This window comes from Synechococcus sp. NOUM97013, from assembly GCF_014279815.1.
In the GTDB taxonomy this organism is placed as follows: Bacteria; Cyanobacteriota; Cyanobacteriia; order PCC-6307; family Cyanobiaceae; genus Synechococcus_C.
Genome location: NZ_CP047941.1, coordinates 1,606,039 through 1,630,011 on the forward strand (window position 1 = coordinate 1,606,039; position 23,973 = coordinate 1,630,011).

Here is a 23,973-nt window from a genome sequence, read left to right on the forward strand (position 1 = left end):
CGAGGTCGACGCAATATAAAGACCACATCCAAACGACACCAGCCCATGCCGCTCGAGGACCTGCTCGAAACCGCCACAAGCTGGCTCGTCAAGGGCGGTGCAGTGTCGTTGGCGCTCACGCTGGTGGCGTTCATCGCCAAATGGGGTTTGCGTTTCCGGCTGGTAGGGGTGACCAGCTTTACATTCGTTCTGGCGATCAGCTGCTGGGCCTTCGGCCTCAGTTACACCCCCACCGTCATCATCGAGGGCGCTCTCAGGGCTCCTGTGGTGTTCGACAACGGCGACGACCTGATCGTTGCCCAGGCCAGTTCGGACTTTCCCCGCGAAGCCATCGAGCCGACGCTGCAACAACTCGCCCAGAACGTGCGTCCCGGAGGTCGCGGCAGTGCGGAAGTGACCGTTCGACTGCGGCAGCTGCAGCCTGCTGGTGATGGGGCTTCGAAACCCGTGGTCCTTGGCGAAACAACCCGGAGCTTTTCCGCCGGATGAAACCGGATGACCAGCTGCATGAATTGCCGCAAAACCTCCGCCACGAGCGCGATGCTCTCCAGGATGCAGGCCTGAACACTTGGGGACAGGTCCGCCAGCTCGATGAGATCCGGATCAGCCGTCTGGCTGCCTCGGGGCGCGCATCAGCCCGCAACCTCAAGCGTGTAAGAGGCATGGCCGAGTTGGTCTGTGCTCTCGACCTGGCCCCGGCCGATGCCGCGTTGTTGATGCATGCCGGGCTGGCCACGGTGGCAGCCATCGCAGGGTCGAGTCCTCAGGACGTGGTCAACCGAACAGGTCGACTGGAGCGGCAGCTACGCAGCGGTCGGCCTCCAGTGGTCGACCTGGCTGTTGCGCGTCGCTGGATCCGTCGTGCACAAGAGAGGCAAAACACGAACTGACCGCCAACCACGGCCATAGCCGTCTCATCAGTTTCAAATGAGTGCAGTTTCGGACGGAGGATTCCGATGCGCTCCCTCCACAATCTGTCGTTTGCAGTCCTGGCAGCAGTCGCAACCGTGCTCGCCATCAGCCCTGAAACGCAAGCGCAGTCGTCGCTTCTGGAAAGCGTTAAGCGCAATCCGAGCGAAGCGCGGGCGCTTTGCCAGCAATTCAAGTCCTTCAATGCTCGAGGCGAGTCCGCACTATCTCCTGAATCGATCGCCCTGGTTGCCGGTCAGCGCAACCTCAGCAACACCGATGCTGAGATCGTGGTGACTTACGCCATCGGCATCAACTGCCCGGATGTTCGCTGACGCGGATCTGATCACCCAAGACGGGACGACCCTCGTTTCCAGGCTTTGGCGCCCTCAGGGTGAGGGCCCCTGGCCGACCCTGTTGATGCGACAGCCCTATGGCAGGGCCATCGCCTCCACTGTCACCCTGCCGCATCCCCAGTGGTGGTGCCGGCATGGGTTCCTGGTGGTCGTTCAGGACGTGCGCGGCCAGGGCGATTCACAGGGATCCTTTGCTGGCTTCTCGCAGGAAGCCAATGACACCGCCGACACGCTCAACTGGCTGCGTGGACTGCCGGAGGTCAATGGTCGCATTGGCCTTTATGGCTTCTCCTACCAAGGCCTGACCCAACTACTGGCACCGGAGGAGTGTCCACCGCCAGATTGCATCGCACCAGCCATGTGCGGGCTGGACGAACGCAATCACTGGAGCTGCGAGGGAGAAGCGCACTGGTGGCATCTGGGATTGGGATGGGGGCTGCAGCTGGCGGCCCTGCAGGCGCGACGCCGTGGCGAACAGTCGTCCTGGGAGGAAATCCGCCGCAGCCTGGAGGACGGCAGCTACCTGCGAGATGGCCTACGCCTCCTGGAAGAGCACGATCCGCACGGCATGGCCGTGCGCTGGTTGCATCAGTCAGCGCACGATGCATCCGCTTGGATCCGGCATTCCGTTCCGGAGCGCTGGTTGCAGACGCCCATGCTTCTGCTCGGCGGCTGGTGGGACCCGCATCTGCGCGGCCTGCTGGACCTCGCAGAACGCTCCTATGCGGTCGGAGGCCAACCGGCTCTGCACATTGGTCCAGCCACCCATCTCCAGTGGTGGCCGCAAAGCAGCAACCTGCTGCTGAACTTTTTCCAGCAACATCTACAAAATCACCCCTCAACGCAAACCAGTGATGAGATCGCCATAACCGGCGTGCATCTCTGGAACCAGACCAACGCGTGCTGGGAGCGCACCCACACCACGAATCCAGCCCATCAGCCCACTGAAGCCAGTCCAGGCTGGAGCTTGAGCAGCGCCGGCCTGGCCTGTCTTGACCCCAGCGAAGGAGCTCTCATCAACGATGGATCCAACGGCAGTGGCCAGGTCGTGATCGTCCACGACCCCTGGCGGCCCGTCCCAGCGGTCGGAGGCCACCTGAGCCCAACCGCAGGTCCTGTCGACCGGGCATCCGTTGATCAGCGCAGCGATGTGGCGCTGTTCACCGGCGCTCCGGTCAGCCAAAGACTCCAGCTGAGCGGCAGGCCGATGTTGCAGCTGGTTGGCTTCGCCGATCAACCTGGCTTTGATCTCTCCGTGGCCCTCTCTCGCTTGCCCGCTGGGTCCGAGGCTGTTCAGCAGCTGAGCACGGGTGTACTGCGCACCATCGGTGAGAGCGCGCTCAATCCCAGGCCCCTGACGCTCGAATTACAGGCATTGCATGCCACTTTGAACCCTGGCGATCGACTGCGCCTTTCCATTGCAGGGGCCGCCTGGCCAGCGATTGCAGTGAATCCCGGTGATCCGAACGTTCCCTGCGGTGCACCCAATGCCGACTGCCGCGTGATCAGCATTGCGTTGCACCTGGAATCAGCGCAATTGCAGATGCTGCCGCTGCTGTTGCCCCAGACCGGAGGAACTCCGGCAGACTGATCGCGACCGATTTGTCGATTGCCGTGAAGCTCACCCCCTGTCTTCTGGCCGCAGCCCTGGCCACCTGCACGGTGGAGCTGATCCCCGCGGCGAGCGTCAATGCCGAACTTCGCGTTGCTCAGGCCCAGAGCGCAACACGCACCTCCCTGACAGCAGCCCAGGCCAACGCCTCAGCCACTGCACTGCTGAAAGCGATCCAGACGCGTGACGCCCAGGCCATCTACGACCTTCTGTCCCCCCCCCTGAAGTCAGCTAGCAGCGTCGAAGCGATCGCCAAGCGACTGGAAAGTGCGCCGGTCATCGACTCCTTCCGTGTCGTGGAGATCAATCCAGGACTGGACGACACCACCGTTGACACGGTGACCGTGACCAATGAAGGAACCCGGGAACTTCCCTTGATCCTGGTGCTGGATGACGACGGCAAACTGCTGGCTTGGAAGTGGGTCGGCACGATGCTGCCGATCGAGCAAACCGCACTGAACTTCGTCAAAGATCTCCAAGCCGATCGCTGGATCGCAGCCCGCTACTACCTTGATCTGGAGTTTCAGAAAGAGATTTCGCCCGCCGACCTGGAGCGCAAATGGTCGAAGCTGGAGCGAGTGCTCGGTGGAATGAAGCGGGTCAAAAGTGCGCTTGTGGCAAGCCAGGGCAGCGAGCAGCAACTGGTGCTGGTGACCATTGAATTCGGCAATGTCACCGACAACCTCTTCGTGATCTTCAACAGCCAGGGGCGGATCATCAATGTCGACTTCTCAGCGGATCTGGTCTGAATCCCTGGCATGAAGGGAGTTTGAGGGAACTTTCCGCTTAAGCTCCCGCCCAATTGAACGTCTGACGGCATGCCCAGCACGGTGCTCGACTGGATGGCTGATGACGCACAGCGTCTCGCTGAATGCCGACACGACCACCCTTTCTCCATTCTCGGCCCCCAGCCTTTGGAGAGCGGCACCTGGGTGACAAGGGTCTGGATGCCGGAAGCGCATCGCGTCACCTTGCTTCTTGGTGGTCAGGAGATCGCCATGACGACCCCTCACCATCCTTGGATTTTTGAGGCCGAGCATCCCACGGATCCCGGTTGCAACTACAGCGTGCGGGTCGAACGGGGTGGGATCACCCATGAACAGCACGACCCCTGGGCCTTCCGAGAGGAATGGATGGGCGAGATGGACCGCCATCTCTTTGCTGAGGGCAACCATCACCACATCTGGCGCAGGATGGGTGCCCATCGCTGTGAGCGGGCTGGCGTCGAGGGCGTGATGTTCTGCCTCTGGGCACCCAACGCCCTCAGCGTCAGCGTGATCGGTGACCTGAATTCCTGGGATGGACGTCAGCACCCGATGCAGCAACGCGTCGGAGGGATTTGGGAACTGTTCATCCCCGGCCTGCCCGAAGGCCATCTTTATAAATACGAGATCCGGACCCAGAACGGCCACTGCTACGAGAAGGCCGATCCCTACGGCTTCCAACACGAGGTGCGTCCGGACACCAGTTCCATCGTCAGTCATCTGGATGGATTCCACTGGACCGACGCCAGCTGGATGCAGACACGCGACAGCAAGAATGCTCTCGACCAGCCCATCTCCGTGTACGAGATGCATCTGGGCAGCTGGATGCATGCCTCGGCTGAAGAGCCCTACCGCGAGGCGGATGGCAGCCCACGCGCACCGGTGCCCGCAGCTGACCTCAAACCAGGGGCCCGTCTACTCACCTATCCGGAGCTGGCCGACCGGTTGATTCCCTATGTGAAGGAGAGGGGATTCACTCACATCGAACTGATGCCGATCACCGAGCATCCGTTTGATGGGTCCTGGGGCTATCAAGTCACCGGTTGGTACGCGCCTACAAGCCGCTACGGGACACCCGATGAATTCAGGGCCTTCGTGGATCGCTGCCATGCGGAAGGCATCGGCGTGATCATCGACTGGGTTCCTGGTCATTTCCCTAGGGACAGCCATGGTCTTGCCTTCTTTGATGGCTGCCATCTCTATGAGCACGCCGACCCGCGCATCGGCGAGCACAAGGAATGGGGAACGCTGATCTTCAATTACAGCCGCAACGAAGTGCGCAACTTCCTTGTGGCCAATCTGGTGTTCTGGTTTGACCAGTTCCACATCGATGGCATCCGGGTGGATGCTGTCGCCTCAATGCTCTACCGCGATTACCTGCGGCCTGACGGGGAATGGCTTCCCAACGAAAACGGTGGTCGAGAGAACACTGAAGCCGTGCGTTTCCTGCAACAGGCCAACCATGTGCTGTTCCAGCATTTCCCTGGAGCTCTCTCCATTGCTGAGGAATCCACCACCTGGCCGATGGTGACGCAACCCACGGATATTGGAGGTCTGGGATTCAACCTCAAATGGAACATGGGTTGGATGCACGACATGCTCGATTACTTCGAGCTCGATCCCTGGTTCCGGCAATTCCACCAGAACAACATCACCTTCTCGATCTGGTACACCTACACCGAGAACTTCATGCTTGCCCTCAGCCACGATGAAGTGGTGCATGGCAAGAGCCATTTGCTGCACAAGATGCCAGGTGACGACTGGCAGAAGTACGCGAACACCCGTGCGCTGCTCGCCTACATGTGGACGCATCCAGGCAAGAAAACCATCTTCATGGGGATGGAGTTCGGCCAGCGCTCTGAATGGAACGTGTGGGGTGACCTGCAGTGGGATCTGCTCAACTTCGAGCCCCATCAGGGACTGCAGCTGATGGTCGGCGACCTGAATGCGCTGTACAAGTCAGAGCCGGCGCTGTGGCGTGATGACTTTGATCAGTTCGGCTTCCAATGGATCGACTGCAATGACAACCGCCACTCCGTGATCAGCTTCATGCGTCGGGAGAGCGCCAGCGGCACCTGGCTGGTGGTAGTGGCGAACTTCACCCCGCAAAGCCACTCCCACTACCGAGTGGGCGTTCCGCTTTCCGGCTTCTACGAGGAGATCTTCAATTCCGACGCCTCCAAGTACGGCGGCAGCAACCTGGGCAACATGGGCGGTAAACCAACTGATGAGTGGGGCATCCATGGCTATGAGAACTCCCTGGATCTCTGTCTGCCGCCGCTCAGCCTGATGGTGTTCCGCCACGATCCCAAGCGCAGTCTCGCTGCACAGACTCCGACAACCGAGGACTGACAACCCTCACCATGTGACGAACAGCTCAGCATGGCGAGAAACCTGGCCGGGAGCATGGAATCTTCAGGTAGGTTTCCGACTTACCTGAATTCGGCTTGATGAGCGACTCTCTGCCCCTGCTGCTGCGCGCAGCCCGCGGTGAAGCGGTGGAGCGTCCTCCGGTGTGGATGATGCGCCAGGCAGGCCGCTACATGAAGATCTACCGGGATCTGCGTGACAAGTACCCCAGCTTCCGCGAACGCTCGGAGAACCCGGATCTCTCCTACGAGATCTCCATGCAGCCGTTCCACGCCTTCAAGCCCGATGGCGTGATTCTGTTCTCTGACATCCTCACGCCCCTTCCGGGCATGGGCATCGATTTCGACATCATCGAGAGCAAAGGCCCTCAGATCGGCGATCCGATCCGCAGCATGGCCCAGGTCGATGCTCTGCGCCCTCTGGAACCAGCCGAATCCATGCCCTTCGTGGGTGAGGTGCTGGGGCGTCTGCGTCAGAGCGTCGGCAATGAAGCGGCCGTTCTCGGCTTCGTTGGTGCCCCCTGGACCCTGGCCGCCTACGTGGTGGAAGGAAAGAGCAGCAAAAACTACGCCGTTATCAAGGCGATGGCGTTCCAGGAGCCGGAGATCCTCCACAAGCTGCTGGACCACTTCGCCGAATCCATCGCCAACTATCTGCGTTACCAGATCGATTCCGGTGCACAGGTGGTGCAGATGTTCGATTCCTGGGCAGGCCAACTCAGTCCAGCGGACTACGACACTTTTGCTGCGCCCTATCAGAAGAAGGTCGTCGATCTGGTCAAACAGACCCACCCCCATACACCGTTCATCCTCTACATCTCCGGCAGCGCCGGAGTGATCGAACGGATGGCAGCTACCGGCGTCGACATCGTTTCCCTTGACTGGACGGTTGACATGGCCGAAGCGCTGGCACGCCTGCCGGAGCACATCGGTGTTCAGGGCAACGTTGATCCCGGTCTGCTGTTCGGCACTCCAGAAGCGATCCAGGCGCGCATCGACGACTGCGTGCGCAAGGCCCGTGGCCGCAAGCACATCCTCAACCTCGGTCACGGCATCCTTCCCGGAACTCCTGAGGAGAACGGCGCTTCCTTCTTTAAGGCTGGCAAGAGCGTCATGGACCGCGTGGGTGCCCTCGCTTGAGTCAGGCTTCAACCCCAGCGCGCATCCTGATCACTGGTGCCAGCGGCTGCGTCGGTCAATACACCACGGCCTGGCTGCTCGAGCACAGCGATGCGGACTTGCTTCTCTGGCTTCGCGATCCGGAGAAGCTGAGCGCTATTCCCGCGGATCACCCGCGGGTGAAGCTGCTGGTCGGCGACCTAAGGGATACCGACCGCTTCGCAACCGAGTTGGCCACGGTGACGCGCGTGATTCACACAGCGACGGCATGGGGCGACCCTGAACGCGCGCTGCAGGTGAATGTGGTGGCAGTGAAACGCATGCTGAGCCTGCTGGATCCTGATCGGATCGAGCAAATCACCTATTTCTCAACCGCCAGCATCCTCGACCGGCATCTTCAACCCCTCAGAGAAGCCCTGGCCTACGGCACGGAATACATCCAGACCAAGGCCCAATGCCTCAAGGACCTGGAAGCGCATCCACTGGCCGAAAAGATCGTTGCCGTCTTTCCAACGCTGGTGTTCGGCGGTCGCGTGGACGGCACCAGTCGCTTCCCAACGAGCTACCTGACCGAAGGCCTTGCGGAAGCCAGCAAATGGCTTTGGCTGGCCCGGTTCCTGCGAGCCGATGCCAGTTTCCACTTCATCCATGCCGCCGACATCGCTGCTATCTGCGGTCATCTCGCCACCACACCGCACCAACGCAATTCGGAACCGGGTCAAGGCGCGGTGCGCCGCATCGTGATGGGCCAACGCGCCATCAGCGTCAATGACGCCGTGGCCACCCTGTGTCGCTGGCGTGGCGTGCGGCTGACCCCAGGCATCCCCCTGTGGCCCTGGCTGATTGAAACCTTGATCCGTGTTTTGCCGATTGAGGTCAACGCCTGGGATCGCTTTTCGATCCGTCAACGCCATTTCATCCATGAGCCCGTCACCCAACCGGAGCGGTTCGGAGGCAGCAGTCATGCTTCAGATCTTGAAGCCGTCCTACAGGATTCAGGACTTCCGCCACGGGGGCCCATATCAATGCGGTTAAATTGACTCAACTCCTTTAGATCCAATGCTGAAGAGTCTCAAAACCATTCTCAGTGCAGCCGTCGCTTTCGTTCTGGCCTGCTCTCTCGGTGTGGCTTCCGCCAGCGCCGCAACTGTTGAAGTCAAGCTCGGCGCCGATTCCGGCATGCTGGCATTTGAGCCCAGCAGCGTGACCATCAAAGCGGGTGACACCGTCAAGTTCGTCAACAACAAGATGGCGCCCCATAACGCTGTCTTCGAAGGCCACGACGAGCTCAGCCACCCTGATCTCGCTTTCGCTCCTGGCGAATCCTGGGAGGAAACCTTCAGCGAAGCTGGCACCTACGACTACTACTGCGAGCCCCATCGTGGTGCTGGCATGGTTGGCCAGGTGATCGTTGAGTGATTCTCTGAATCATCCTCTTTTTCTTTAAATCCACATTTTCAGATCTCAGAGAGTGAATCATCTCTCTGGGATCTTTTTTTATGGCTGTCGATCGATAGGGTTGAACCAGTGTTGATCAGCAAACGATGCTGAACCCTTTCCCCGCGTTAGCCGTGATTCTCAGCCTGTGCATCGGCTTGATGACGGCGCTTCCAGCGACGGCAGCGATCGATGCCGACGTGGAGCATGGGGCACAGCTGTTTTCCGCCAACTGCGCGGCCTGCCATATGGGCGGAGGCAATGTGATCCGCGCCAGTCGGACGCTCAGCCAACAGGATCTCCAAGCCCATCTGGAGTCTTACCTGCAAGACCCGATCGAAGCCATCGAGTACCAAATCGAAAATGGCAGAAACGCCATGCCGGCCTTTGAGGGCAAGCTGAGCGCCAGCGATATCGATGACGTCGCAGCATTTGTGGAACGCCAGGCAGAAAAGGGTTGGTCAAGATGAGCCGTGAAGGACTGCGTCGCTTCGTTCATGCCCTTGAACACAGTGCATCGCTTCGCCAAGAGCTCGCTAGATGCAGCGATGACGCAGGGATTATCGCTTTGGCGCGACGGCTGGATTTCGTCGTTTCAGCATCCGATCTGATCGAAGACCCTCAGAGCACATCCATGGATGGTTGGTGGAAGCGCAGTGCGCTGGGCCTCCGCCCCGCCGGGAACAGAGACTGACGTTTTCAAGGTCTTGACGATGCCCGTGGTCACCCTGCTGAGCGACTTTGTCGATGGCACATCGATGGCGCTGAGTGAAGACACTGATCAGCCATCACTCAACGACTACATGACCTCAGCGGCCGGGCAACTGTGGGCTGGAACGCAACAGCGACGGCTGCGGCGAAAGCTCACGCGTCAACGACGAGGACCCGGCACCTTGTTGTTTGCTCCGGATGACAAGGCCCATGCCACTGTGACGGCTTATCTGCAGAGCGAAACCGGCTCAAGCCAGGAAGCCGAATGGCGGCAGCGCATGGAACAACAAGGTGTTGAAATCGCACCCCACGTGGGAGAGGCTCACGAGCGTCAGGTCCTGGTCAAAGGAGACCAGCGCCCATTAACCCGTCAGGCCAAGGCGCAGGGATTCGGCTGAAGACGACGCCAGCCCTGGGGAAGCCAGCGAGCCCGACAAAGACTATGTAGCGACCACTACATTTTTAACTTCCTTTAAGGATTAGCCGCACTCCTTTCGTGCTGGGGCCGCGCGCGCCGACAATTCACCCACTTCCAATGGGCCATGCACGATTCCGTTCACAACCGCCGCGGAACCAGCCTGAAATGGGAACGCAACGGTGAACTGGCAGGTGCAGACCTGCGCAACATTCTTCAGCGCCTGAAGGAGGCCGATCCCAATGCCCAGGGGATCAATCAGTGCGACCTCACGGATCGCCCCAATCTGGATTGACCAAAGACAAAGGCTGCCAAGCAACCGAGCAGCGTTTCAGCGCAGTTCAGCCATGCGGTCGACGCTTGAGCCAATGCACTCCACCTGGAAAGCTTCCATTCCTTCGGCATCGGTGCCTGCAAGCAACCGGTAGAGATAGCCGTTCACCCAGGCTGTTTCCGAATTATTGGTGTCATGACCACGGTCAAGGAAGCCTGGCTTCTGCTGGAAAAGGTGGAGAAGGATGGCCAGCACATCCTTTGGGGAAAGACTCTCAGGGTCAATTAGCGGAAACTGTTCTCTGATCTCGAGAAAAGAAATCTCAGCGGCATAGTCGAAATCATCGGGGACAACAGCAGACATCCATCACGCTCGAGTGCTGGGATGGTAGGGCGGACATCTTGCTGCACTCACCTGAAGCCATGGCTAATGACACGAAAGACAGCCACTACTGGAACGAAGAAATCGCGTTTTTAACGGCCCGATTGAATGGTGAGCACGGAGACATCGACCGCGACGACAGGGCTGCCTGTGAAGAAGCTCTGAAGGCCGCAACAATGAATCTGAACGGCCACCATCCGCGCTGACAGTCCCTTCAACCCGACGGCTTAGCGCTGCTGACGATGGGCTGGAGAAGTGAAACTCTGGCGCTTGGCAAACAATTGCTTGCGAGGCCGCGAAGCTCCATTCAATCGAATGGACTCCGCCAGCAGCCTTGCCGAAAGAGACTTCTGCCGATCCTCCTGATCACGCCAGTACTGCTGAATGGTCCCCGGCCAAAACTCAGCCACCTGATCCAGCTTGGGGAGATTCTCCCCGGAGATGTTGATCACGGGCATTCGAACACTCCGTTCTGGGGCTGATGTTCAACCGTTAGCCAGAGCCGAGCACGATGGCAGCACTCAGCAACAAGGGGGAAACGATCCGCGCTGAGAATTATTGGGCCGCAACCTCAGTCGACAGCCTCCGACGGTGTGGGATCAGGGTCCAGATCGCACTGGGGATTGTGATCGTGATACTGCGATGGCTCGCGCATCGCCCAGTATTCGTCGACCACCCCGAGCAGATAAACACTCAAGCGATGCCACCAAGCCTTCTTGTCCATAGCGCGATGCCGACAAACACCCCTCCCTCAACATTGTGACCACGGCTTGTCGCGAATGGACAGGGTTCACCGCTTCGGATCAACAAATCCTTTGGGAAACAGCTGCGACAGGGATCGTGGTTGGATTTCGACCTCAGGAAAGCTTTTCCACTCGCTCCCCTTCATTGCGAAGCTTTGCATTGCTGACACATGGCAATTTTGTTCTTGTGACCATCCGCAAGCGTCAATAAATAAGGATCAACATCAAACTCATAACCACAATCACAAGCAACGTGATAACGAAGCTTCTTTGACTTCACGAGCTGCTTCAACAATGTGATTTTTCCATAGGTCTGTCCGGGCTTGAACCGGTCCAGTTTTTTACCTTCACCACCGGCGCGACTCACACGCGCCTTCACAAGTGCATTACGAACGGAATTCTCACTCCCACGTCCCACAATCTTGGCGATCTGAGCATGAGAACGACCCTCTTCGAGGTAGAGACGTTTGATCTCTTCCACTTCTCGCGCCGTAAAACCAGACTTGCTTCCCATCGATCCGTCAGCTCCGCTCCGGAAAGACCAGATTTCATTCTCTCAGACCTAATGCACAGCAAACAACAACTCAGGACATGGGAACCAAAGGGACCACTTTGGTGGCATCCATACCAGCAAGAACCAAGCGTGTTGCATGCTCGGCATCCACCGATCGGAGTTCACCGGTGTCGGCATCCTTGACTTCATACATCGTGGTGCCATCAATGCACTGGGCACGATGGGCGCAACGCACAATCCAACCCATCCACCAATCCGTATCCGAAGGGTCAGGATTGGGCGTGGCTTGAACCAACACAAGATCACCGGCTTTCAAGCCAATGAACGGTGGACGATTTCCTTGCAATGGCATCGCTCTCCATCAGAACTGACAAGAGCCTCACACTTGATTCAATGCCGAAGGCATCGGTGGATTTTTAGGGCGCTCTGAAACAGCAGTCCATAAGCAATAGGACTTATTGAGCATCAAAACACCACCTCTGCGGCTGAATAGCGGCGGTCCGACACGAGCCTGCAAATCAGAATTCAGCGCAGCTTTAACGGGGATACACGACCAACACCCACCTGCCCCTTGGCTGCAGCAGCCACCAACTTCCTCAGCTCGTCCTGGCTGAGGCTCTGGCTGCCTTGAACCTTCAGAGTCGTCCAGTCAAAACGTGGCATCTGGGGTGGTTGCGCCTGCGCGTTTTGAAGCAAGAAGGTCGCCACAGAACCGGCATCCTCCGCCTCACGATCACTGAGAAACACCACTTGGGCCAGGGTGGGGGCGTCGACATCGCCGTAGGCCAAGGTCACCAGATAGGCAAACAATTTTGCGTCGCTCAAAGCGGTCCTGCTGGATTCTCTAGGAAGTTTGACGCTTAAAGGAGAGCCAGTGGGACGTACCACCGAAGGGGGAGGCCTCAACGGAGACCGTTCCATCCAGCGCCATCCCAGGTTCAACGTGACGATCGAGCTCAAAGCCCTCGATCATGAAGGCCTGGACGAGTGCATCCAACGTGACAAAGCTCTTCTCTTCTTTCCCGTTAACAAAGCATTGATGAAGCGCATTAGTTCCCGCTTTTTGACGAAGCTCGGTCTTCACAAAACGATGCTCAAAAGTCGCCAACAGGGGAGTCGCCACACATCTGTTTTGTAGCGGCGCTCAGAACACCAGGTGGTTCGATTCGTGCAAAAACGATCGAGGGGCCGCCCTAAAATCTCAAACAAAACGAAAAAAGAGAAGCATGAAGCTGGGTCAGAGCATCGATGCTTTGTTTTCATACAGACCAGTGGATTAGGTGCGGTGCAGGCATCGCACTGCAACGCCCCAGCTGTGCTTGCGCTTGATCGACGCCTTCAGCATCTATGGCCAGTGGTCGCCAGCTTGATTTTTGCAGGCAGGGCCTTGAACCTTCGAACGCAACTGAAGCCTCACCCTCTAGGCCTTGCCACATCAGATGAACGAACCACTACCAGTCGCTATCAATAGCCAAACACGTCGCACCACGATGAAGTGCCTCCTGCTTGGCCTGGCATCTTTGCTGATGGCAAGCCCGCCAGCATTTGCAAGGGGAGAAGCGCCTTCGGTTGGGAGCACCACCTGGGAAGCCGGCTGGGGGCGAATGAGCAGCGGAGCTCTTGTTTCCTGGCAGGTGAGCGATGTGAAATCAGGGCGGATGAATTGGGCATTCTTAATTCCCAGCAGCAACAACTCCGTGACAGATGATGGGTATAGATATTGGTCGCCAGGAGAGATTAATTGCAGAGAAGGCGTCTACAGGGCATTTACAATATTCGATGGCAATATCAAAATTTTAGACACTCTGGACAAAGAGGTGGGAAAGTTGGCCAGCGATTTCTGCACTATCTACGAAGAGGGCTTCAAAGATAGCCCGTACTATCAGTAAGATGCACTGCATTGACTCGACAAGCAGACGGTGGACTTTCAAGTGCCGCTGCTGAGCAAAGCGGGAGCTGGTCGGATGATGACGTGGAACTGGAGGGTGAGCCTTTGATCCCCCGAAACGGGGAGAAAGTTAAAAAGCAAGCTCACTCGAGTGATGGCGACAACAAACAAGAAAGCAGAGAAAAAGCTCAATACGATGAGGCAATCCATCAACCCCGTTTCAATCGCTGACGAGCGTCACGCTGATGATGGAACTGCTGCTTGCGTACGTATCAATGACCCAAACAGGTTCAGGACGCTGCTGGAGATGTGTCTAGACGAGCCGAGTATGGATGTGGTGGATGAGCTGACACGGGACTTCCTACTGCCACAACTGAGCAAGGAGGAAGTAGATCAGATGGCGGGCCAGAACAGGGGAGTGATGCTTTGAAACCCAGTCATTACATGGCTTCTGCAGCCCTGTGACCTAAGTCACACCAGAAAGTGAGCAGGATCATCGCTTGGATCGCTGATTGCGAAAATGATGTGCTCATCGAGAGGGGTTGACCCTCCACACCCTCAGCTCAATGACTACAAACGGAGCCCTACAAAATGTGCTATCGACTGGGTATTGGAGCGATGCAGTCAAGAACCTATATGAAAATTACATGCTAGATGGCGAAACAGTGTCCATCTATTTTCAAGACGACTCGGAATACTACACAGATGAAGACATAAACTTCATGAAAAAAGTGATCAATGACATTGACAATTATATCGATTTAGATTTTGAGTTAACAAACGATTTCGCAACATCAGACATTGATATCTTTCTTGAAGACAGGACGTATCAAAACTATCTAGGCTTGGCGTCACTACAGCAAAGCTGGATTAGCCTAGACATCCTCTGGGACACTAGCGAATCATACTATTCAAACTTAAATACTTTTACCCATGAGTTTATGCATGCATTGGGAATTGGTGAGCCTGGTTTTGACTTGCGATGGGATCAGGACGACACAGCAATGTCATACAACCCCGGACAATCGATTGAGTTCAGGACATCACCAAGCGACGCCGATCTTCAAGCGTTGCTGACAATATGGGGAAGCGAAGATGACAGCATGGGAACACAGGAAATACCTATATCAAGCACTTTGCTGCAGCCTTCGAGCAGTGGTGGTGGCAATCCAGGCTCCACTTCTACTGCAACAAACATTCTTTCTATAGAAAATACTACGGTCAATGGAAGAAGCTTCCTGAGTAATGGTGCCGAATCACTTGTCAATCAGTCGAGCATCAATCTCGGACTCTTAGGAGGTGATGACTTCCTTGAGGTTGTTGGTGGCTTCAACAATTTTGCCAATGGCAATAATGGAGCTGACAACATCAGCATCCGAGGTGGTCAAGGCCGTTACCTCGGCGGCGCTGACAACGACCGGCTTGAAGTCATCGGTGCAGATGCTGGTACTCAAGTCAACGGAAACAAAGGCCAAGACGTTGTCGCAGGCAGCGTTGATGGCGTCACTTATCGCGGGGGCTCTGAGAACGACATCCTGCAGGTCAGTGCTGGTACGGTCTGGGGCGATTTAGGGGCTGACACTTTCCAAGCCATTGCTGGTCAAGGAGTCGCACTCGTTCAGGACTACACCGCTGGCGAGGATGTCGTCCAAGGCATCGCTGGTGGCTCGTTTACGGCAACTGCTGATGGCCTCGTCTACGGGGTGGATAGCGATCAGATGTTGCTCTTTGCAGACATCACTGATGCATCTCAGGTGACGGTCGTTTGATCCCACTCCCGTCGGGAAGCCTGATGCCCAGCGTCTGAAAGCCATACAAAACCCGCAAGGGAAAAGCAGGGGGCGTGGTTGTCGCTATCGATCTCCCGGCAGAACATTTACCCCGTCGCAAGGCGGGGCTTTTTCATAGCTGGCTTACCCGCTCAGCGAAACGGGAACGGAGCGGATGACGGGCTGAAACCAGGGGCTCCCGCTGTGCTCGAACGGTGGTCACTTGCCAAGCGACAACTCCATGAATAGAACGTCAGTACTAACAAAAAGGAAATGAGCGTCGACCACTTCACTGGCGTGGCAGCACCCGACTCCGATTCCCCTGATCCCGTCTTCCTGAGTGTGCGGTCGGGTCAGCTCGTGATCGTCCAACACAACCACCTGACGGGAGAGTCACCAGACAACGATTGGTGGATGGGGATGGTGGTGTTCTGCGAGGGAGGAGCACGAAAACCCGACGTGAATTCGGTCTTTCAGATCGCCGATGTCGATGACGGCACCATTCGCTGGGTCAATGCCGACTTGGTCAGCCACATCCTTCACGGACTTGACGGGCTAATGGACTGAGAACGATGACTTGATTGGGCAATGCAACGGAGGACCCGAACGAGTGACTGTTAATGCAATCCTTCAACCCTGTTGCAATCACTGACGAGCAGCCGTCAGCACTGCCATGTACAAATCCTCATCAACTTCCCGGATGTCGTACTCCGTTGGCATCGCAGCGTGGTGATGCTCATGCACCACGGTCCAGCACATCCGTTCAAGATCAGAAGGCGTCGGACCATACAGCTCGCGGACACGTGCCACCAATCGCAGCACCAGGCTCGGATCCACAGCGTTGACCTCTGACATCACCTTTCAGCGTGTGCGGTGGACCCTACAGATCCTGACCGGTTGACCGCATCAGGGGGGAGGCCGAACCCGTTGGGATCGGTCCTCCGGACCTCATGAGCTGGAATCACCCATACGGTTGTCTCAGCACCAACGGAACCATGCAACCCACGGCCGAACAATTCACCGAAAAGGCCTGGGCCGCGATCCTTTCGGCCCAGAACCTGGCCCAGAAACGACGACATCAGCAGCTGGAAACAGAACATCTGCTGCTGGCCCTTCTGGAGCAGGACGGTCTTGCCAGCCGCATTCTTGAAAAAGCCGGTGTCAGCCCGACCAACCTCCAGAGCAGTGTCGAAAGTCATCTCTCCCAGCAACCCTCACTGCAGACACCACCGGAGTCGGTGTATCTGGGGAGTGGCCTGAACGGCCTGCTTGATCGCAGCGAGACGCTGAAGCAGGCCTATGGGGACAGCTACATCTCCATCGAGCACCTGCTGCTAGCGCTGGCCGAGGATTCCCGCTGCGGCAAGCGACTGCTCAGCCAGGCAGGTGCCGAACCGAAAACCCTCAAAACCGCAATCGATGCCGTGCGTGGGAGCCAAACCGTGACCGATCAGAACCCGGAAGGAACCTACGAATCCCTGGAGAAGTACGGCCGCGATCTCACTGCTGCTGCTCGTGAAGGGAAACTGGATCCCGTCATCGGCAGGGATGAAGAAATCCGCCGCACCATCCAGATCCTCAGCCGCCGCACCAAGAACAACCCGGTGCTGATCGGCGAACCGGGCGTCGGCAAAACCGCCATCGTTGAAGGGCTCGCCCAGCGCATCGTCAATGGCGATGTCCCGCAGGCTTTGCAGAACCGTCAGCTGATCGCCCTCGACATGGGCGCCCTGATCGCGGGTGCCAAATACCGGGGCGAATTCGAGGAGCGCCTCAAGGCCGTCTTGAAGGAGGTCACGTCCTCTGAAGGACAAATCGTGCTGTTCATCGATGAGATCCACACCGTGGTGGGCGCCGGCGCCACAGGCGGAGCCATGGATGCCAGCAATCTGCTCAAACCGATGCTGGCCCGTGGTGAATTGCGCTGCATCGGTGCGACAACGCTGGATGAACATCGCCAACACATCGAAAAAGACCCAGCCCTGGAGCGCCGCTTTCAGCAGGTGATGGTCGACCAACCCACGGTCGAAGACACAATCTCCATCCTGCGTGGCCTGAAGGAGCGCTACGAAGTGCACCATGGCGTGCGCATCGCCGACAGCGCCCTGGTGGCCGCAGCGGTGCTCAGCAGTCGCTACATCGCCGATCGCTTTTTGCCCGATAAGGCCATCGACCTTGTGGATGAGTCAGCAGCGCGCTTGAAGATGGAAATCACCTCCAAACCGGAGGAAATTGACGAGATCGATCGCAAGATTCTCCAACTGGAGATGGAGAAACTTTCTCTGGGCCGTGAATCCGATGCCGCCAGTCAGGAACGGTTGGAGCGGTTGGAACGCGAGCTGGCTGAACTAGCTGAACAGCAGAGCACCCTGAATGCTCAGTGGCAACAGGAGAAGGGCGCCATCGATGAACTCTCCAATCTCAAGGAAGAGATCGAACGCGTGCAACTGCAGGTGGAGCAAGCCAAGCGCAGCTACGACCTCAACAAAGCGGCAGAGCTGGAGTACGGCACCCTCACCACCCTGCAGAAGCAGTTGGCAGAGAAAGAAGCTGCACTCGCCGCCGACGATGAGACGGCTCAGGAAAAATCACTGTTGCGCGAGGAGGTCACCGAAGACGACATCGCCGAGGTGATCGCCAAATGGACGGGGATCCCGGTGGCCAAGTTGGTGCAATCGGAAATGGCCAAACTGCTGGGCCTTGAAACCCAGCTGCATGAACGTGTCGTGGGACAGCAGCAAGCTGTCACGGCCGTGGCCGATGCCATTCAGCGCTCACGCGCCGGCCTGAGCGATCCCAACAGACCGATCGCCAGCTTTCTGTTTCTTGGACCCACAGGCGTCGGGAAAACAGAGTTGTCGAAAGCCCTGGCAGCACAGCTGTTTGACAGTGAAGAGGCCATGGTGCGTATCGACATGTCGGAATACATGGAAAAGCACACCGTCAGCCGTCTGATCGGAGCCCCTCCGGGCTACGTGGGCTACGAGGCGGGCGGTCAGCTCACCGAAGCGGTGCGTCGCAGGCCCTACGCCGTGATTCTGTTCGATGAGGTGGAGAAGGCGCACCCCGATGTGTTCAACGTGATGCTGCAGATCCTCGATGACGGCCGCGTCACCGACGGGCAGGGGCGCACGGTGGATTTCACGAATGCGGTGCTGATCCTCACCAGCAACATCGGCAGCCAATCGATTCTGGATCTCGGGGGCGATGACAGCCAGCACGAGGAGATGGAACGTCGGGTGAATGAAGCCCTCCGTGGCCATTTCCGGCCGGAATTTCTCAATCGCCTCGACGATCAGATCATCTTCCACAGCCTCCGGCGGGATGAGCTACGCCAGATCGTCAGCCTGCAGGTGGAGAGACTGCGCAGCCGCTTGATGGATCGAAAACTCGATCTGAGCATCAGCGACGGGGCCACCGACTGGCTGGCGAATGCCGGCTATGACCCGGTGTACGGAGCACGTCCGCTCAAGCGGGCGATTCAGCGCAAGCTGGAAACCCCGATTGCCAAAGCCATCCTTGCGGGGCGGTACGTGGATGGCGCCACCGTGAATGTGGAGGTGGAGCCGGTTCACGGAAGCGATGAGCAGGCGGAGTTGGTGCTGCGCTGATCGCCGACGTTGCCGTCATGGCTGCGAAGCAGAAAACCAATCCGGCACAGCTTCGTAACAGGCGCCATTGGCCCGGTTCTCCCGGGCCTCCACCTTCCAGCAGCAAGAGCGACCACCGTCTCGCTCCTTCAACAGGAGGTTGGCCCAGCCCCACACCAACTGGGCTGTGGCTTCCATCCCCACGTTGTCCATCACCCGCAAATCCAAAGCACCCTGCGCATGCAGCGCCTGCCACTGCTCCATCAGCGGATCGTCAGCATTCACAAGGAACGTGTGATCAAACTGCTCGCGCAACTGTTTTTCCAGAGGCCTGAGGCTGGAGAAATCCACCACGAAACCGCAGGCATCCAACCCAGTGGCGGCAAACCAGAACGTGAAACTGCGGCTGTAGCCATGCACGAAGCGGCAATGGCCAGGGTGCTGCCACTGCCGGTGACAACACGGATAGCCCTCAAACTGCTTGCTGCAAGTGAACGGAACCGGCGGCTCCGAACGCTGGACGGTTGTCGAATGACTGATCAAGGTCGAACTTTGGCTGCATCCAACGCAGCTCCCTTAATCCACCATGGCAAAGCCTTGCACCATGGCGGAACCTTGCGCAGAGAAATAAAGTCAGCGGGATTGCGCTGATGCAGCCTGATCGTTGCGCTGCTCCCTCAGGAAACGACGCCGCTGAGGAGACTCCAAGCCCGTGATTTCATTCGGGGCCTTCTCTGGTCGTGAATGTTGACGTTTGGGGGTGTTACACACCATCAGGGAAGGATGCATTCCTCGTCGGCTCATTGCGGTCGTTGATATCGAAGAGTCCCGCGGACATCAATCCGCGAATTACAAATATTGTGAGTGTGGGAATTGAATTGATTTGTCGTCAGATTGACCGTTGACGCAAGTCAGCCCACCTCAAGGAACAACGACCTCTGAACCGTGCTGCGCGAAGATCGACGCAATCTCCTCTGCGTGCGCGACGGCTTGATGCAGTCCCCCACTCCAGCTTTCATCGATCAGCTCCGCTTCAACGAAGCCGGCCTGATTCCCGCGATCGCTCAGGACTGGCTTGACGGTGCCGTGCTGATGGTGGCCTGGATGAATCGCGAGGCGTTGGAACACACCCTGCGCAGCGAAGAAGTCCACTACTGGAGTCGGTCGCGACAAGAGCTCTGGCACAAGGGGGCCACCAGCGGCCACACCCAGAAGCTGCGCGGCATCCGTTACGACTGCGATGCCGATGTCCTGCTGCTCACCATCGAACAGACTGGGGATGTGGCTTGTCATACCGGTGCACGCAGCTGCTTCTTCGAGGAAGAGGACCAGCGCAGCGAAGGCGGCGAACACGCCCTGCCTCCCCCCGCGGATGCCTGCACCGAGCTGATGCGGGTGATTGAAGGCCGACGCGACGCGCCTGAGGAAGGGAGCTACACCAACAAGCTGCTTGAGGGTGGCGACAACCGCATTCTCAAGAAGATCGGCGAAGAGAGCGCTGAGTTCGTGATGGCCTGCAAAGACAACGATGCCGATGAAATTGCCGGTGAAGCCGCCGACATCCTGTTCCACATGCAGGTCGCACTCGCCCATCACGGGGTGAGCTGGAGGCAAGTGCAAACGGTGCTGGCGGCCCGTCGGGGCGCGCCGCGGCGTCACTGAAGCCGCGAAACGCCGTGGATCGAGTTCAACAACAGACCTTGGTATGAAAAATTGGGCCGTTGGAATCCGAGAGCAGCATGAGCCAGCGACTCACAGCCTTCAGCGGTGGTGGATGGAACAGCTTGAGTGCGCTCTATGGAATGACAGCAGGAGCGCTTGACGCTCTTGAAGAGAAAGGGGGAACACGAGATCTCACCAGCCTGTTTGACGATGTGGATGTGATCTCCGCCAATTCAGGCGGCACCTGGGCTCTAACGACATTGGCAAGCTCCAATGCCATCAACGATGCTTTGAAGACACGCGCAGGAAGCGATGCGGTCACAGGCTCCGGCTATCTCGGCCAGGTGAGAAAGGCATTCGAACAACTGCCCCGTTTTGGGGAGTTCGACGGTGCGCTCAGTTATCTCAACTATCTGATGTCAGCAGAGGGGGGATACAACTACAACTGGCAACCACTGGTTGAGGATCTCACCTACAGACCGGCGCCTGACACACCCAATGGCCCGTTCATCTCCGACCAAGTCTTGAACTGGACGGAAGGAAAACCACTGGTTTTTGCCACCGGCTTGAGCGCCGCCAAAGCTGATGGACGCCTGCTACCTCCACAACCACTCGTGGTGGCACAGAACCAACAAGCACTGCTATTCGTCAATGACGTGGAGGCTGTTGCCCGGTCCAACAACATCCCTGAGCAAGCGCAGCTTATTCCTCTCTCACTGGAGCTGAACAGCAACAGTGCGCCCGGATCGATCTTTCGAATTCCGGGTAGCAACCAAGCAGGCATCGACTATCAATCGTCAGCTGGGTTGATCAGAACCACCACACCCATCAGATCATCAGGGGATGCCAGCAAACTGCCCTTGACATTCCCATCTGTGATGTCATCAGCAGCGCTGTCACCGCTGGGGAATTCAGTACCGGGGCAAGATGCTGGCAACCTTGCCCCCCTTGTCGGCATGGCCAGGGGGACAATTCTCAGCTATCCGAGCACCCTTGAACTGAACAACGAACAAGAAGCCCACGCCAGCGCTTTGCAACGAGGTTTGATTCGATCAATGGATGGCGGCTTCATCGACAATTCATCCGTGGCTTACGGCCTCTCAACACTGCAAAACGATCAAGGCCTGAACGACAACTTCAAGATTTCATCCTTCATCAGTAAGGCAGAATCCCCCGACGAAAACTGGAGCGATGTGCAGCTCAACAACGGTGAATCAATCAAGCTGCCCTTCGATGTCACCATGCTCTTTGGCATTGGCTTAGATGGTGAACCACTGCCAGACAGCGACAGCTATATCAAACAAGATTTATTTCCACCCATTATGCAACCCAATGCGGTTTTATTTGAGGCAGATGCGCTCACTGGATTGGCATCAAGCCCAGACTGGAGCTACCAACTCGATGGAACCGAATGGGAACTTCAGCGATGGTCGATTGATGTCACCACAACAGAGAACAAAACATTTGATATTCCAGCGGGCATTGAAGGAGAAATCAGCTTCTTCATTCTCAGCAATCCCGCTTCCGACTCGATGGCCTTCAACAGCGATGTCCTCGACCAGTACGATCAAAATTACAATAATTACAGGGATGCGCTGAACACCGCCGAAGGATCAAGACTGATTGAAGAGGCATTCAATTTTTAACCAATTGATCACGCCCAAAACCACATAACAACACTCCAGCCCACGACCATCAACAAGACGACGATTCAATCATCAATAGGAATCTGGCGAACAACATTAATCCAAGCTTTGCCAAGGCGTCTAGGAATCAACACCAATGCTCTGCAGCACAGTTCAGATGGGCTAAAGAAATACGACTTGCAGAAAGGAAATGAGTCAAAAACTCGTTGCTTTCAGTGGTGGTGGTTGGAACAGCCTCAGCGCGCTTTACGGGATGACAGCCGGGGCTCTCGACGCGCTTGAGCAACGAGGCGAAACTCGAGACCTCAGCAACCTGTTTGCCAACACCGATGCAATCGCAGCCAATTCCGGTGGCACCTGGGCTCTGACCACTCTGGCAAGCTCGACCGCGATCAATACAGCACTTCAATCAAAGTCGGGCACCGATGCCATCACAAACTCAGGATTTCTTGGGCAAGTCCGAGAGGCTTTCGAAAGGCTTCCTCAGTTCGGGCAAAGAAGCGTTGAACCGTTCATGTTACCTTTACTTTCAGACAAAAATGGGATCGATTTCAATTGGGAGAGATTAGTCAAAAAGCTTGTTTATGCACCAGCGGGTGACATACCAGATGGTCAATTCAAACCAGGAAGTCTGACGCGTTGGGCACAAAACAAGCACCTCATCTTCGCGACTGGTCTGAGCGCCATTCGAGCTAGAAATATTTTCGACAGGGCTTTGCCACCACAACCCATGATCGCCGCCAGAAGCGGCCTGTTCTCCCCACTCAACAAGATTGAATCAGCAGCTCGCGCCAACAACATCCCCAACGACGCGCAGGTTATTCCATTGTCGATTGAACTCAACAACAATGCAGGAACAAATTCACTATTTCGAGTAACAGGAGCAGGAACAAATGATGTCAGAATTGATTATAACTCTGTTCGCGGTTTTCAGCGTTCAAGCACACGAATCCCTAGCAAGGGCGATGCGAGTCAACTTCCCCTGACAAGCCCTTCTGTCTACTCGTCTGCAGCTTTTGCAATCGGATTAAACGCACTGACCACACGCAACACTGACAAACTCGCACCCATGGTTAGCCTCACACCACAAGGCCTAACCAATTATCCGAAAGCACCGCAAACGATAAGCGAAAGAGCTGGACACAGCACTGCCAAAGAACGAGGATTAGCTCGCACCTTGGATGGCTTGTTCATTGACAACACAGCCATTAGCTATGGCCTCTCAGCCTTGCAAAGCGATTCAGGCCTGGAGAATAATTTTCAAATCTCCGCATTCATCAACACTACAAACCAACTGTCAGACTGGGTCAATATCACTCTCAACGATGATGGAATTCTAAAACTTCCTTACGACATCACCATGCTGTTTGGATTCGATCAAGACGGCAACCCACTCCCCACCAACGACGGCTACCCAATCCCCAGTCTCCCTTTCACATTCACGCAACCGAATGCGGTTGTTTTCAATAGTGACGCTCTCACTGGGATTCCAGCTGATCCCAACTGGAGCTTCGAACCAAGCGACAGCAACGTGAGACTTGAGCAACGCACGATCAAGGTCACAACGCGCGACAACGAAACATTCGGCATTCCAGGCGAAATAAATGGCACTCTAAATCTATTCATCTTTAGCAATCCGTCTTCCGATCCGATTGCTTACAACGGCAATATCCTAAATCAATACGACACAAACTTCAACAGCTTTCGCCAAGCCTTAAACAGCCCAGAGGGAGACTCGCTCATCGCCGATTCTTTTGCCTTCAATTACTAGCAACGACAAATAATTTCTCCAAACAATCATCACAGTGCCTGGG

Annotated in this window: 31 protein-coding genes; 22 read left to right on the forward strand and 9 right to left on the reverse strand. The window is 56.9% G+C overall.

Annotated features, from left to right (window positions below; genetic code table 11):
- Positions 1-45 precede the first annotated feature (45 nt).
- The 13 genes from SynNOUM97013_RS08700 (at position 46) to SynNOUM97013_RS08760 (ending at position 9,987) form a co-directional block, all read left to right on the forward strand.
- On the forward strand, positions 46-489 hold the full coding sequence (locus tag SynNOUM97013_RS08700; RefSeq protein WP_186481539.1) for a Ycf51 family protein: 444 nt from the start codon (positions 46-48) through the stop codon (positions 487-489).
- Positions 486-890: a DUF4332 domain-containing protein gene (locus SynNOUM97013_RS08705; protein ID WP_186479387.1), complete on the forward strand. Its 405-nt coding sequence runs from the start codon at positions 486-488 to the stop codon at positions 888-890. Before SynNOUM97013_RS08700 ends, SynNOUM97013_RS08705 begins: the two co-directional genes overlap by 4 nt.
- A 66-nt stretch (positions 891-956) precedes the next feature.
- Entirely contained in the window at positions 957-1,244 is a 288-nt protein-coding gene (locus tag SynNOUM97013_RS08710; RefSeq protein WP_186479388.1) for a hypothetical protein, read from the forward strand.
- Complete coding sequence (locus SynNOUM97013_RS08715; protein ID WP_186479389.1) at positions 1,234-2,856, forward strand: CocE/NonD family hydrolase; 1,623 nt, start codon at positions 1,234-1,236, stop codon at positions 2,854-2,856. Before SynNOUM97013_RS08710 ends, SynNOUM97013_RS08715 begins: the two co-directional genes overlap by 11 nt.
- Positions 2,857-2,879: 23 nt before the next feature.
- Positions 2,880-3,626, forward strand: coding sequence for a DUF3887 domain-containing protein (locus SynNOUM97013_RS08720; protein ID WP_186479390.1), 747 nt, complete (start codon positions 2,880-2,882; stop codon positions 3,624-3,626).
- Between the two features lie 69 nt (positions 3,627-3,695).
- A complete protein-coding gene (gene glgB / locus SynNOUM97013_RS08725) occupies positions 3,696-5,993 on the forward strand; it encodes a 1,4-alpha-glucan branching protein GlgB (RefSeq protein WP_186479391.1) in 2,298 nt (765 codons plus the stop codon).
- Positions 5,994-6,091: 98 nt separating this feature from the next.
- Entirely contained in the window at positions 6,092-7,150 is a 1,059-nt protein-coding gene (gene hemE, locus SynNOUM97013_RS08730) for a uroporphyrinogen decarboxylase (RefSeq protein ID WP_186479392.1), read from the forward strand.
- Entirely contained in the window at positions 7,147-8,169 is a 1,023-nt protein-coding gene (locus SynNOUM97013_RS08735) for an NAD(P)-dependent oxidoreductase (RefSeq protein WP_186479393.1), read from the forward strand. The genes hemE and SynNOUM97013_RS08735 overlap by 4 nt, the downstream gene beginning before the upstream one ends.
- 19 nt (positions 8,170-8,188) lie before the next feature.
- Positions 8,189-8,548 carry a plastocyanin gene (gene petE / locus SynNOUM97013_RS08740; protein WP_186479394.1) on the forward strand — a complete coding sequence of 120 codons (360 nt, stop codon included), beginning with the start codon at positions 8,189-8,191 and terminating at the stop codon, positions 8,546-8,548.
- 125 nt (positions 8,549-8,673) lie between these two features.
- Positions 8,674-9,036 carry a c-type cytochrome gene (locus tag SynNOUM97013_RS08745; protein ID WP_186479395.1) on the forward strand — a complete coding sequence of 121 codons (363 nt, stop codon included), beginning with the start codon at positions 8,674-8,676 and terminating at the stop codon, positions 9,034-9,036.
- The gene (locus SynNOUM97013_RS08750) at positions 9,033-9,260 is read left to right on the forward strand and encodes a Nif11-like leader peptide family natural product precursor (RefSeq protein WP_186479396.1); all 228 of its coding nucleotides are present in this window, start codon (positions 9,033-9,035) and stop codon (positions 9,258-9,260) included. Before SynNOUM97013_RS08745 ends, SynNOUM97013_RS08750 begins: the two co-directional genes overlap by 4 nt.
- 19 nt (positions 9,261-9,279) lie before the next feature.
- Complete coding sequence (locus SynNOUM97013_RS08755) at positions 9,280-9,675, forward strand: hypothetical protein (RefSeq protein WP_186479397.1); 396 nt, start codon at positions 9,280-9,282, stop codon at positions 9,673-9,675.
- Between the two features lie 144 nt (positions 9,676-9,819).
- Entirely contained in the window at positions 9,820-9,987 is a 168-nt protein-coding gene (locus tag SynNOUM97013_RS08760; protein WP_186479398.1) for a hypothetical protein, read from the forward strand.
- A 36-nt stretch (positions 9,988-10,023) separates the two neighbouring features.
- Here the strand turns inward: SynNOUM97013_RS08760 and SynNOUM97013_RS08765 are convergent, their stop codons facing one another.
- A complete protein-coding gene (locus SynNOUM97013_RS08765) occupies positions 10,024-10,329 on the reverse strand; it encodes a hypothetical protein (RefSeq protein WP_186479399.1) in 306 nt (101 codons plus the stop codon).
- A gap of 59 nt (positions 10,330-10,388) precedes the next feature.
- On the opposite strand from SynNOUM97013_RS08765, the gene SynNOUM97013_RS08770 reads away from it, so the two are divergent.
- Entirely contained in the window at positions 10,389-10,553 is a 165-nt protein-coding gene (locus SynNOUM97013_RS08770; protein ID WP_186479400.1) for a hypothetical protein, read from the forward strand.
- Between the two features lie 21 nt (positions 10,554-10,574).
- Here the strand turns inward: SynNOUM97013_RS08770 and SynNOUM97013_RS08775 are convergent, their stop codons facing one another.
- The 6 genes from SynNOUM97013_RS08775 to SynNOUM97013_RS08800 all read right to left on the reverse strand — a co-directional run bounded on the left by SynNOUM97013_RS08775 (position 10,575) and on the right by SynNOUM97013_RS08800 (position 12,727).
- Positions 10,575-10,805, reverse strand: coding sequence for a hypothetical protein (locus tag SynNOUM97013_RS08775; protein ID WP_186479401.1), 231 nt, complete (start codon positions 10,803-10,805; stop codon positions 10,575-10,577).
- Positions 10,806-10,918: 113 nt separating this feature from the next.
- Positions 10,919-11,071, reverse strand: a complete 153-nt coding sequence (locus tag SynNOUM97013_RS08780) for a hypothetical protein (RefSeq protein ID WP_186479402.1) — start codon at positions 11,069-11,071, stop codon at positions 10,919-10,921.
- A 161-nt stretch (positions 11,072-11,232) separates the two neighbouring features.
- Entirely contained in the window at positions 11,233-11,604 is a 372-nt protein-coding gene (locus SynNOUM97013_RS08785) for a transposase (RefSeq protein WP_186479403.1), read from the reverse strand.
- A 70-nt stretch (positions 11,605-11,674) separates the two neighbouring features.
- Positions 11,675-11,956 (reverse strand): DUF3104 domain-containing protein, encoded by a 282-nt coding sequence (locus tag SynNOUM97013_RS08790; protein ID WP_186479404.1) that lies wholly within the window; start codon positions 11,954-11,956, stop codon positions 11,675-11,677.
- Between the two features lie 173 nt (positions 11,957-12,129).
- On the reverse strand, positions 12,130-12,429 hold the full coding sequence (locus SynNOUM97013_RS08795) for a hypothetical protein (RefSeq protein WP_186479405.1): 300 nt from the start codon (positions 12,427-12,429) through the stop codon (positions 12,130-12,132).
- Positions 12,430-12,448: 19 nt separating this feature from the next.
- Positions 12,449-12,727 carry a hypothetical protein gene (locus SynNOUM97013_RS08800; protein WP_186479406.1) on the reverse strand — a complete coding sequence of 93 codons (279 nt, stop codon included), beginning with the start codon at positions 12,725-12,727 and terminating at the stop codon, positions 12,449-12,451.
- Positions 12,728-13,043: 316 nt separating this feature from the next.
- Between SynNOUM97013_RS08800 and SynNOUM97013_RS08805 the strand changes: the two genes are divergently transcribed.
- The 4 genes from SynNOUM97013_RS08805 to SynNOUM97013_RS08820 all read left to right on the forward strand — a co-directional run bounded on the left by SynNOUM97013_RS08805 (position 13,044) and on the right by SynNOUM97013_RS08820 (position 15,828).
- Entirely contained in the window at positions 13,044-13,493 is a 450-nt protein-coding gene (locus tag SynNOUM97013_RS08805) for a hypothetical protein (RefSeq protein WP_186479407.1), read from the forward strand.
- A 153-nt stretch (positions 13,494-13,646) separates the two neighbouring features.
- The gene (locus SynNOUM97013_RS08810; RefSeq protein WP_186479408.1) at positions 13,647-13,922 is read left to right on the forward strand and encodes a hypothetical protein; all 276 of its coding nucleotides are present in this window, start codon (positions 13,647-13,649) and stop codon (positions 13,920-13,922) included.
- A gap of 112 nt (positions 13,923-14,034) precedes the next feature.
- Entirely contained in the window at positions 14,035-15,261 is a 1,227-nt protein-coding gene (locus SynNOUM97013_RS08815; protein WP_186479409.1) for a hypothetical protein, read from the forward strand.
- A gap of 273 nt (positions 15,262-15,534) precedes the next feature.
- Positions 15,535-15,828, forward strand: a complete 294-nt coding sequence (locus SynNOUM97013_RS08820; protein ID WP_186479410.1) for a DUF3104 domain-containing protein — start codon at positions 15,535-15,537, stop codon at positions 15,826-15,828.
- A gap of 78 nt (positions 15,829-15,906) precedes the next feature.
- Here the strand turns inward: SynNOUM97013_RS08820 and SynNOUM97013_RS08825 are convergent, their stop codons facing one another.
- On the reverse strand, positions 15,907-16,116 hold the full coding sequence (locus SynNOUM97013_RS08825; RefSeq protein ID WP_186479411.1) for a hypothetical protein: 210 nt from the start codon (positions 16,114-16,116) through the stop codon (positions 15,907-15,909).
- A gap of 140 nt (positions 16,117-16,256) precedes the next feature.
- On the opposite strand from SynNOUM97013_RS08825, the gene clpB reads away from it, so the two are divergent.
- Positions 16,257-18,872 (forward strand): ATP-dependent chaperone ClpB, encoded by a 2,616-nt coding sequence (clpB, locus tag SynNOUM97013_RS08830; protein WP_186479412.1) that lies wholly within the window; start codon positions 16,257-16,259, stop codon positions 18,870-18,872.
- Between the two features lie 15 nt (positions 18,873-18,887).
- Here the strand turns inward: clpB and SynNOUM97013_RS08835 are convergent, their stop codons facing one another.
- A complete protein-coding gene (locus SynNOUM97013_RS08835) occupies positions 18,888-19,394 on the reverse strand; it encodes a 6-carboxytetrahydropterin synthase (RefSeq protein WP_255442693.1) in 507 nt (168 codons plus the stop codon).
- Between the two features lie 450 nt (positions 19,395-19,844).
- Here SynNOUM97013_RS08835 and hisIE point away from each other — a divergent pair, with 450 nt between their 5' ends.
- From hisIE to SynNOUM97013_RS08850, 3 genes are all read left to right on the forward strand, one after another.
- Positions 19,845-20,513 carry a bifunctional phosphoribosyl-AMP cyclohydrolase/phosphoribosyl-ATP diphosphatase HisIE gene (hisIE, locus tag SynNOUM97013_RS08840; protein ID WP_186481541.1) on the forward strand — a complete coding sequence of 223 codons (669 nt, stop codon included), beginning with the start codon at positions 19,845-19,847 and terminating at the stop codon, positions 20,511-20,513.
- Between the two features lie 212 nt (positions 20,514-20,725).
- Entirely contained in the window at positions 20,726-22,159 is a 1,434-nt protein-coding gene (locus SynNOUM97013_RS08845) for a hypothetical protein (protein ID WP_186479413.1), read from the forward strand.
- Between the two features lie 190 nt (positions 22,160-22,349).
- Positions 22,350-23,930, forward strand: a complete 1,581-nt coding sequence (locus SynNOUM97013_RS08850) for a hypothetical protein (protein ID WP_186479414.1) — start codon at positions 22,350-22,352, stop codon at positions 23,928-23,930.
- Positions 23,931-23,973: the final 43 nt, after the last annotated feature.

Coding starts and splice junctions, on each gene's coding strand:
- SynNOUM97013_RS08820 (WP_186479410.1), top strand. CDS start 15,535: ATGAGCGTCGACCACTTCACTGGCGTGGCAGCACCCGACTCCGATTCC.
- SynNOUM97013_RS08750 (WP_186479396.1), top strand. CDS start 9,033: ATGAGCCGTGAAGGACTGCGTCGCTTCGTTCATGCCCTTGAACACAGT.
- SynNOUM97013_RS08765 (WP_186479399.1), bottom strand. CDS start 10,329: ATGTCTGCTGTTGTCCCCGATGATTTCGACTATGCCGCTGAGATTTCT.
- SynNOUM97013_RS08710 (WP_186479388.1), top strand. CDS start 957: ATGCGCTCCCTCCACAATCTGTCGTTTGCAGTCCTGGCAGCAGTCGCA.
- hisIE (WP_186481541.1), top strand. CDS start 19,845: ATGCAGTCCCCCACTCCAGCTTTCATCGATCAGCTCCGCTTCAACGAA.
- hemE (WP_186479392.1), top strand. CDS start 6,092: ATGAGCGACTCTCTGCCCCTGCTGCTGCGCGCAGCCCGCGGTGAAGCG.
- SynNOUM97013_RS08770 (WP_186479400.1), top strand. CDS start 10,389: ATGGCTAATGACACGAAAGACAGCCACTACTGGAACGAAGAAATCGCG.
- SynNOUM97013_RS08785 (WP_186479403.1), bottom strand. CDS start 11,604: ATGGGAAGCAAGTCTGGTTTTACGGCGCGAGAAGTGGAAGAGATCAAA.
- petE (WP_186479394.1), top strand. CDS start 8,189: ATGCTGAAGAGTCTCAAAACCATTCTCAGTGCAGCCGTCGCTTTCGTT.
- SynNOUM97013_RS08825 (WP_186479411.1), bottom strand. CDS start 16,116: ATGTCAGAGGTCAACGCTGTGGATCCGAGCCTGGTGCTGCGATTGGTG.
- SynNOUM97013_RS08775 (WP_186479401.1), bottom strand. CDS start 10,805: ATGCCCGTGATCAACATCTCCGGGGAGAATCTCCCCAAGCTGGATCAG.
- SynNOUM97013_RS08755 (WP_186479397.1), top strand. CDS start 9,280: ATGCCCGTGGTCACCCTGCTGAGCGACTTTGTCGATGGCACATCGATG.
- SynNOUM97013_RS08745 (WP_186479395.1), top strand. CDS start 8,674: ATGCTGAACCCTTTCCCCGCGTTAGCCGTGATTCTCAGCCTGTGCATC.
- SynNOUM97013_RS08850 (WP_186479414.1), top strand. CDS start 22,350: ATGAGTCAAAAACTCGTTGCTTTCAGTGGTGGTGGTTGGAACAGCCTC.
- glgB (WP_186479391.1), top strand. CDS start 3,696: ATGCCCAGCACGGTGCTCGACTGGATGGCTGATGACGCACAGCGTCTC.
- SynNOUM97013_RS08790 (WP_186479404.1), bottom strand. CDS start 11,956: ATGCCATTGCAAGGAAATCGTCCACCGTTCATTGGCTTGAAAGCCGGT.
- SynNOUM97013_RS08705 (WP_186479387.1), top strand. CDS start 486: ATGAAACCGGATGACCAGCTGCATGAATTGCCGCAAAACCTCCGCCAC.
- SynNOUM97013_RS08760 (WP_186479398.1), top strand. CDS start 9,820: ATGCACGATTCCGTTCACAACCGCCGCGGAACCAGCCTGAAATGGGAA.
- SynNOUM97013_RS08810 (WP_186479408.1), top strand. CDS start 13,647: ATGGCGACAACAAACAAGAAAGCAGAGAAAAAGCTCAATACGATGAGG.
- SynNOUM97013_RS08715 (WP_186479389.1), top strand. CDS start 1,234: ATGTTCGCTGACGCGGATCTGATCACCCAAGACGGGACGACCCTCGTT.
- clpB (WP_186479412.1), top strand. CDS start 16,257: ATGCAACCCACGGCCGAACAATTCACCGAAAAGGCCTGGGCCGCGATC.
- SynNOUM97013_RS08700 (WP_186481539.1), top strand. CDS start 46: ATGCCGCTCGAGGACCTGCTCGAAACCGCCACAAGCTGGCTCGTCAAG.
- SynNOUM97013_RS08805 (WP_186479407.1), top strand. CDS start 13,044: ATGAACGAACCACTACCAGTCGCTATCAATAGCCAAACACGTCGCACC.
- SynNOUM97013_RS08780 (WP_186479402.1), bottom strand. CDS start 11,071: ATGGACAAGAAGGCTTGGTGGCATCGCTTGAGTGTTTATCTGCTCGGG.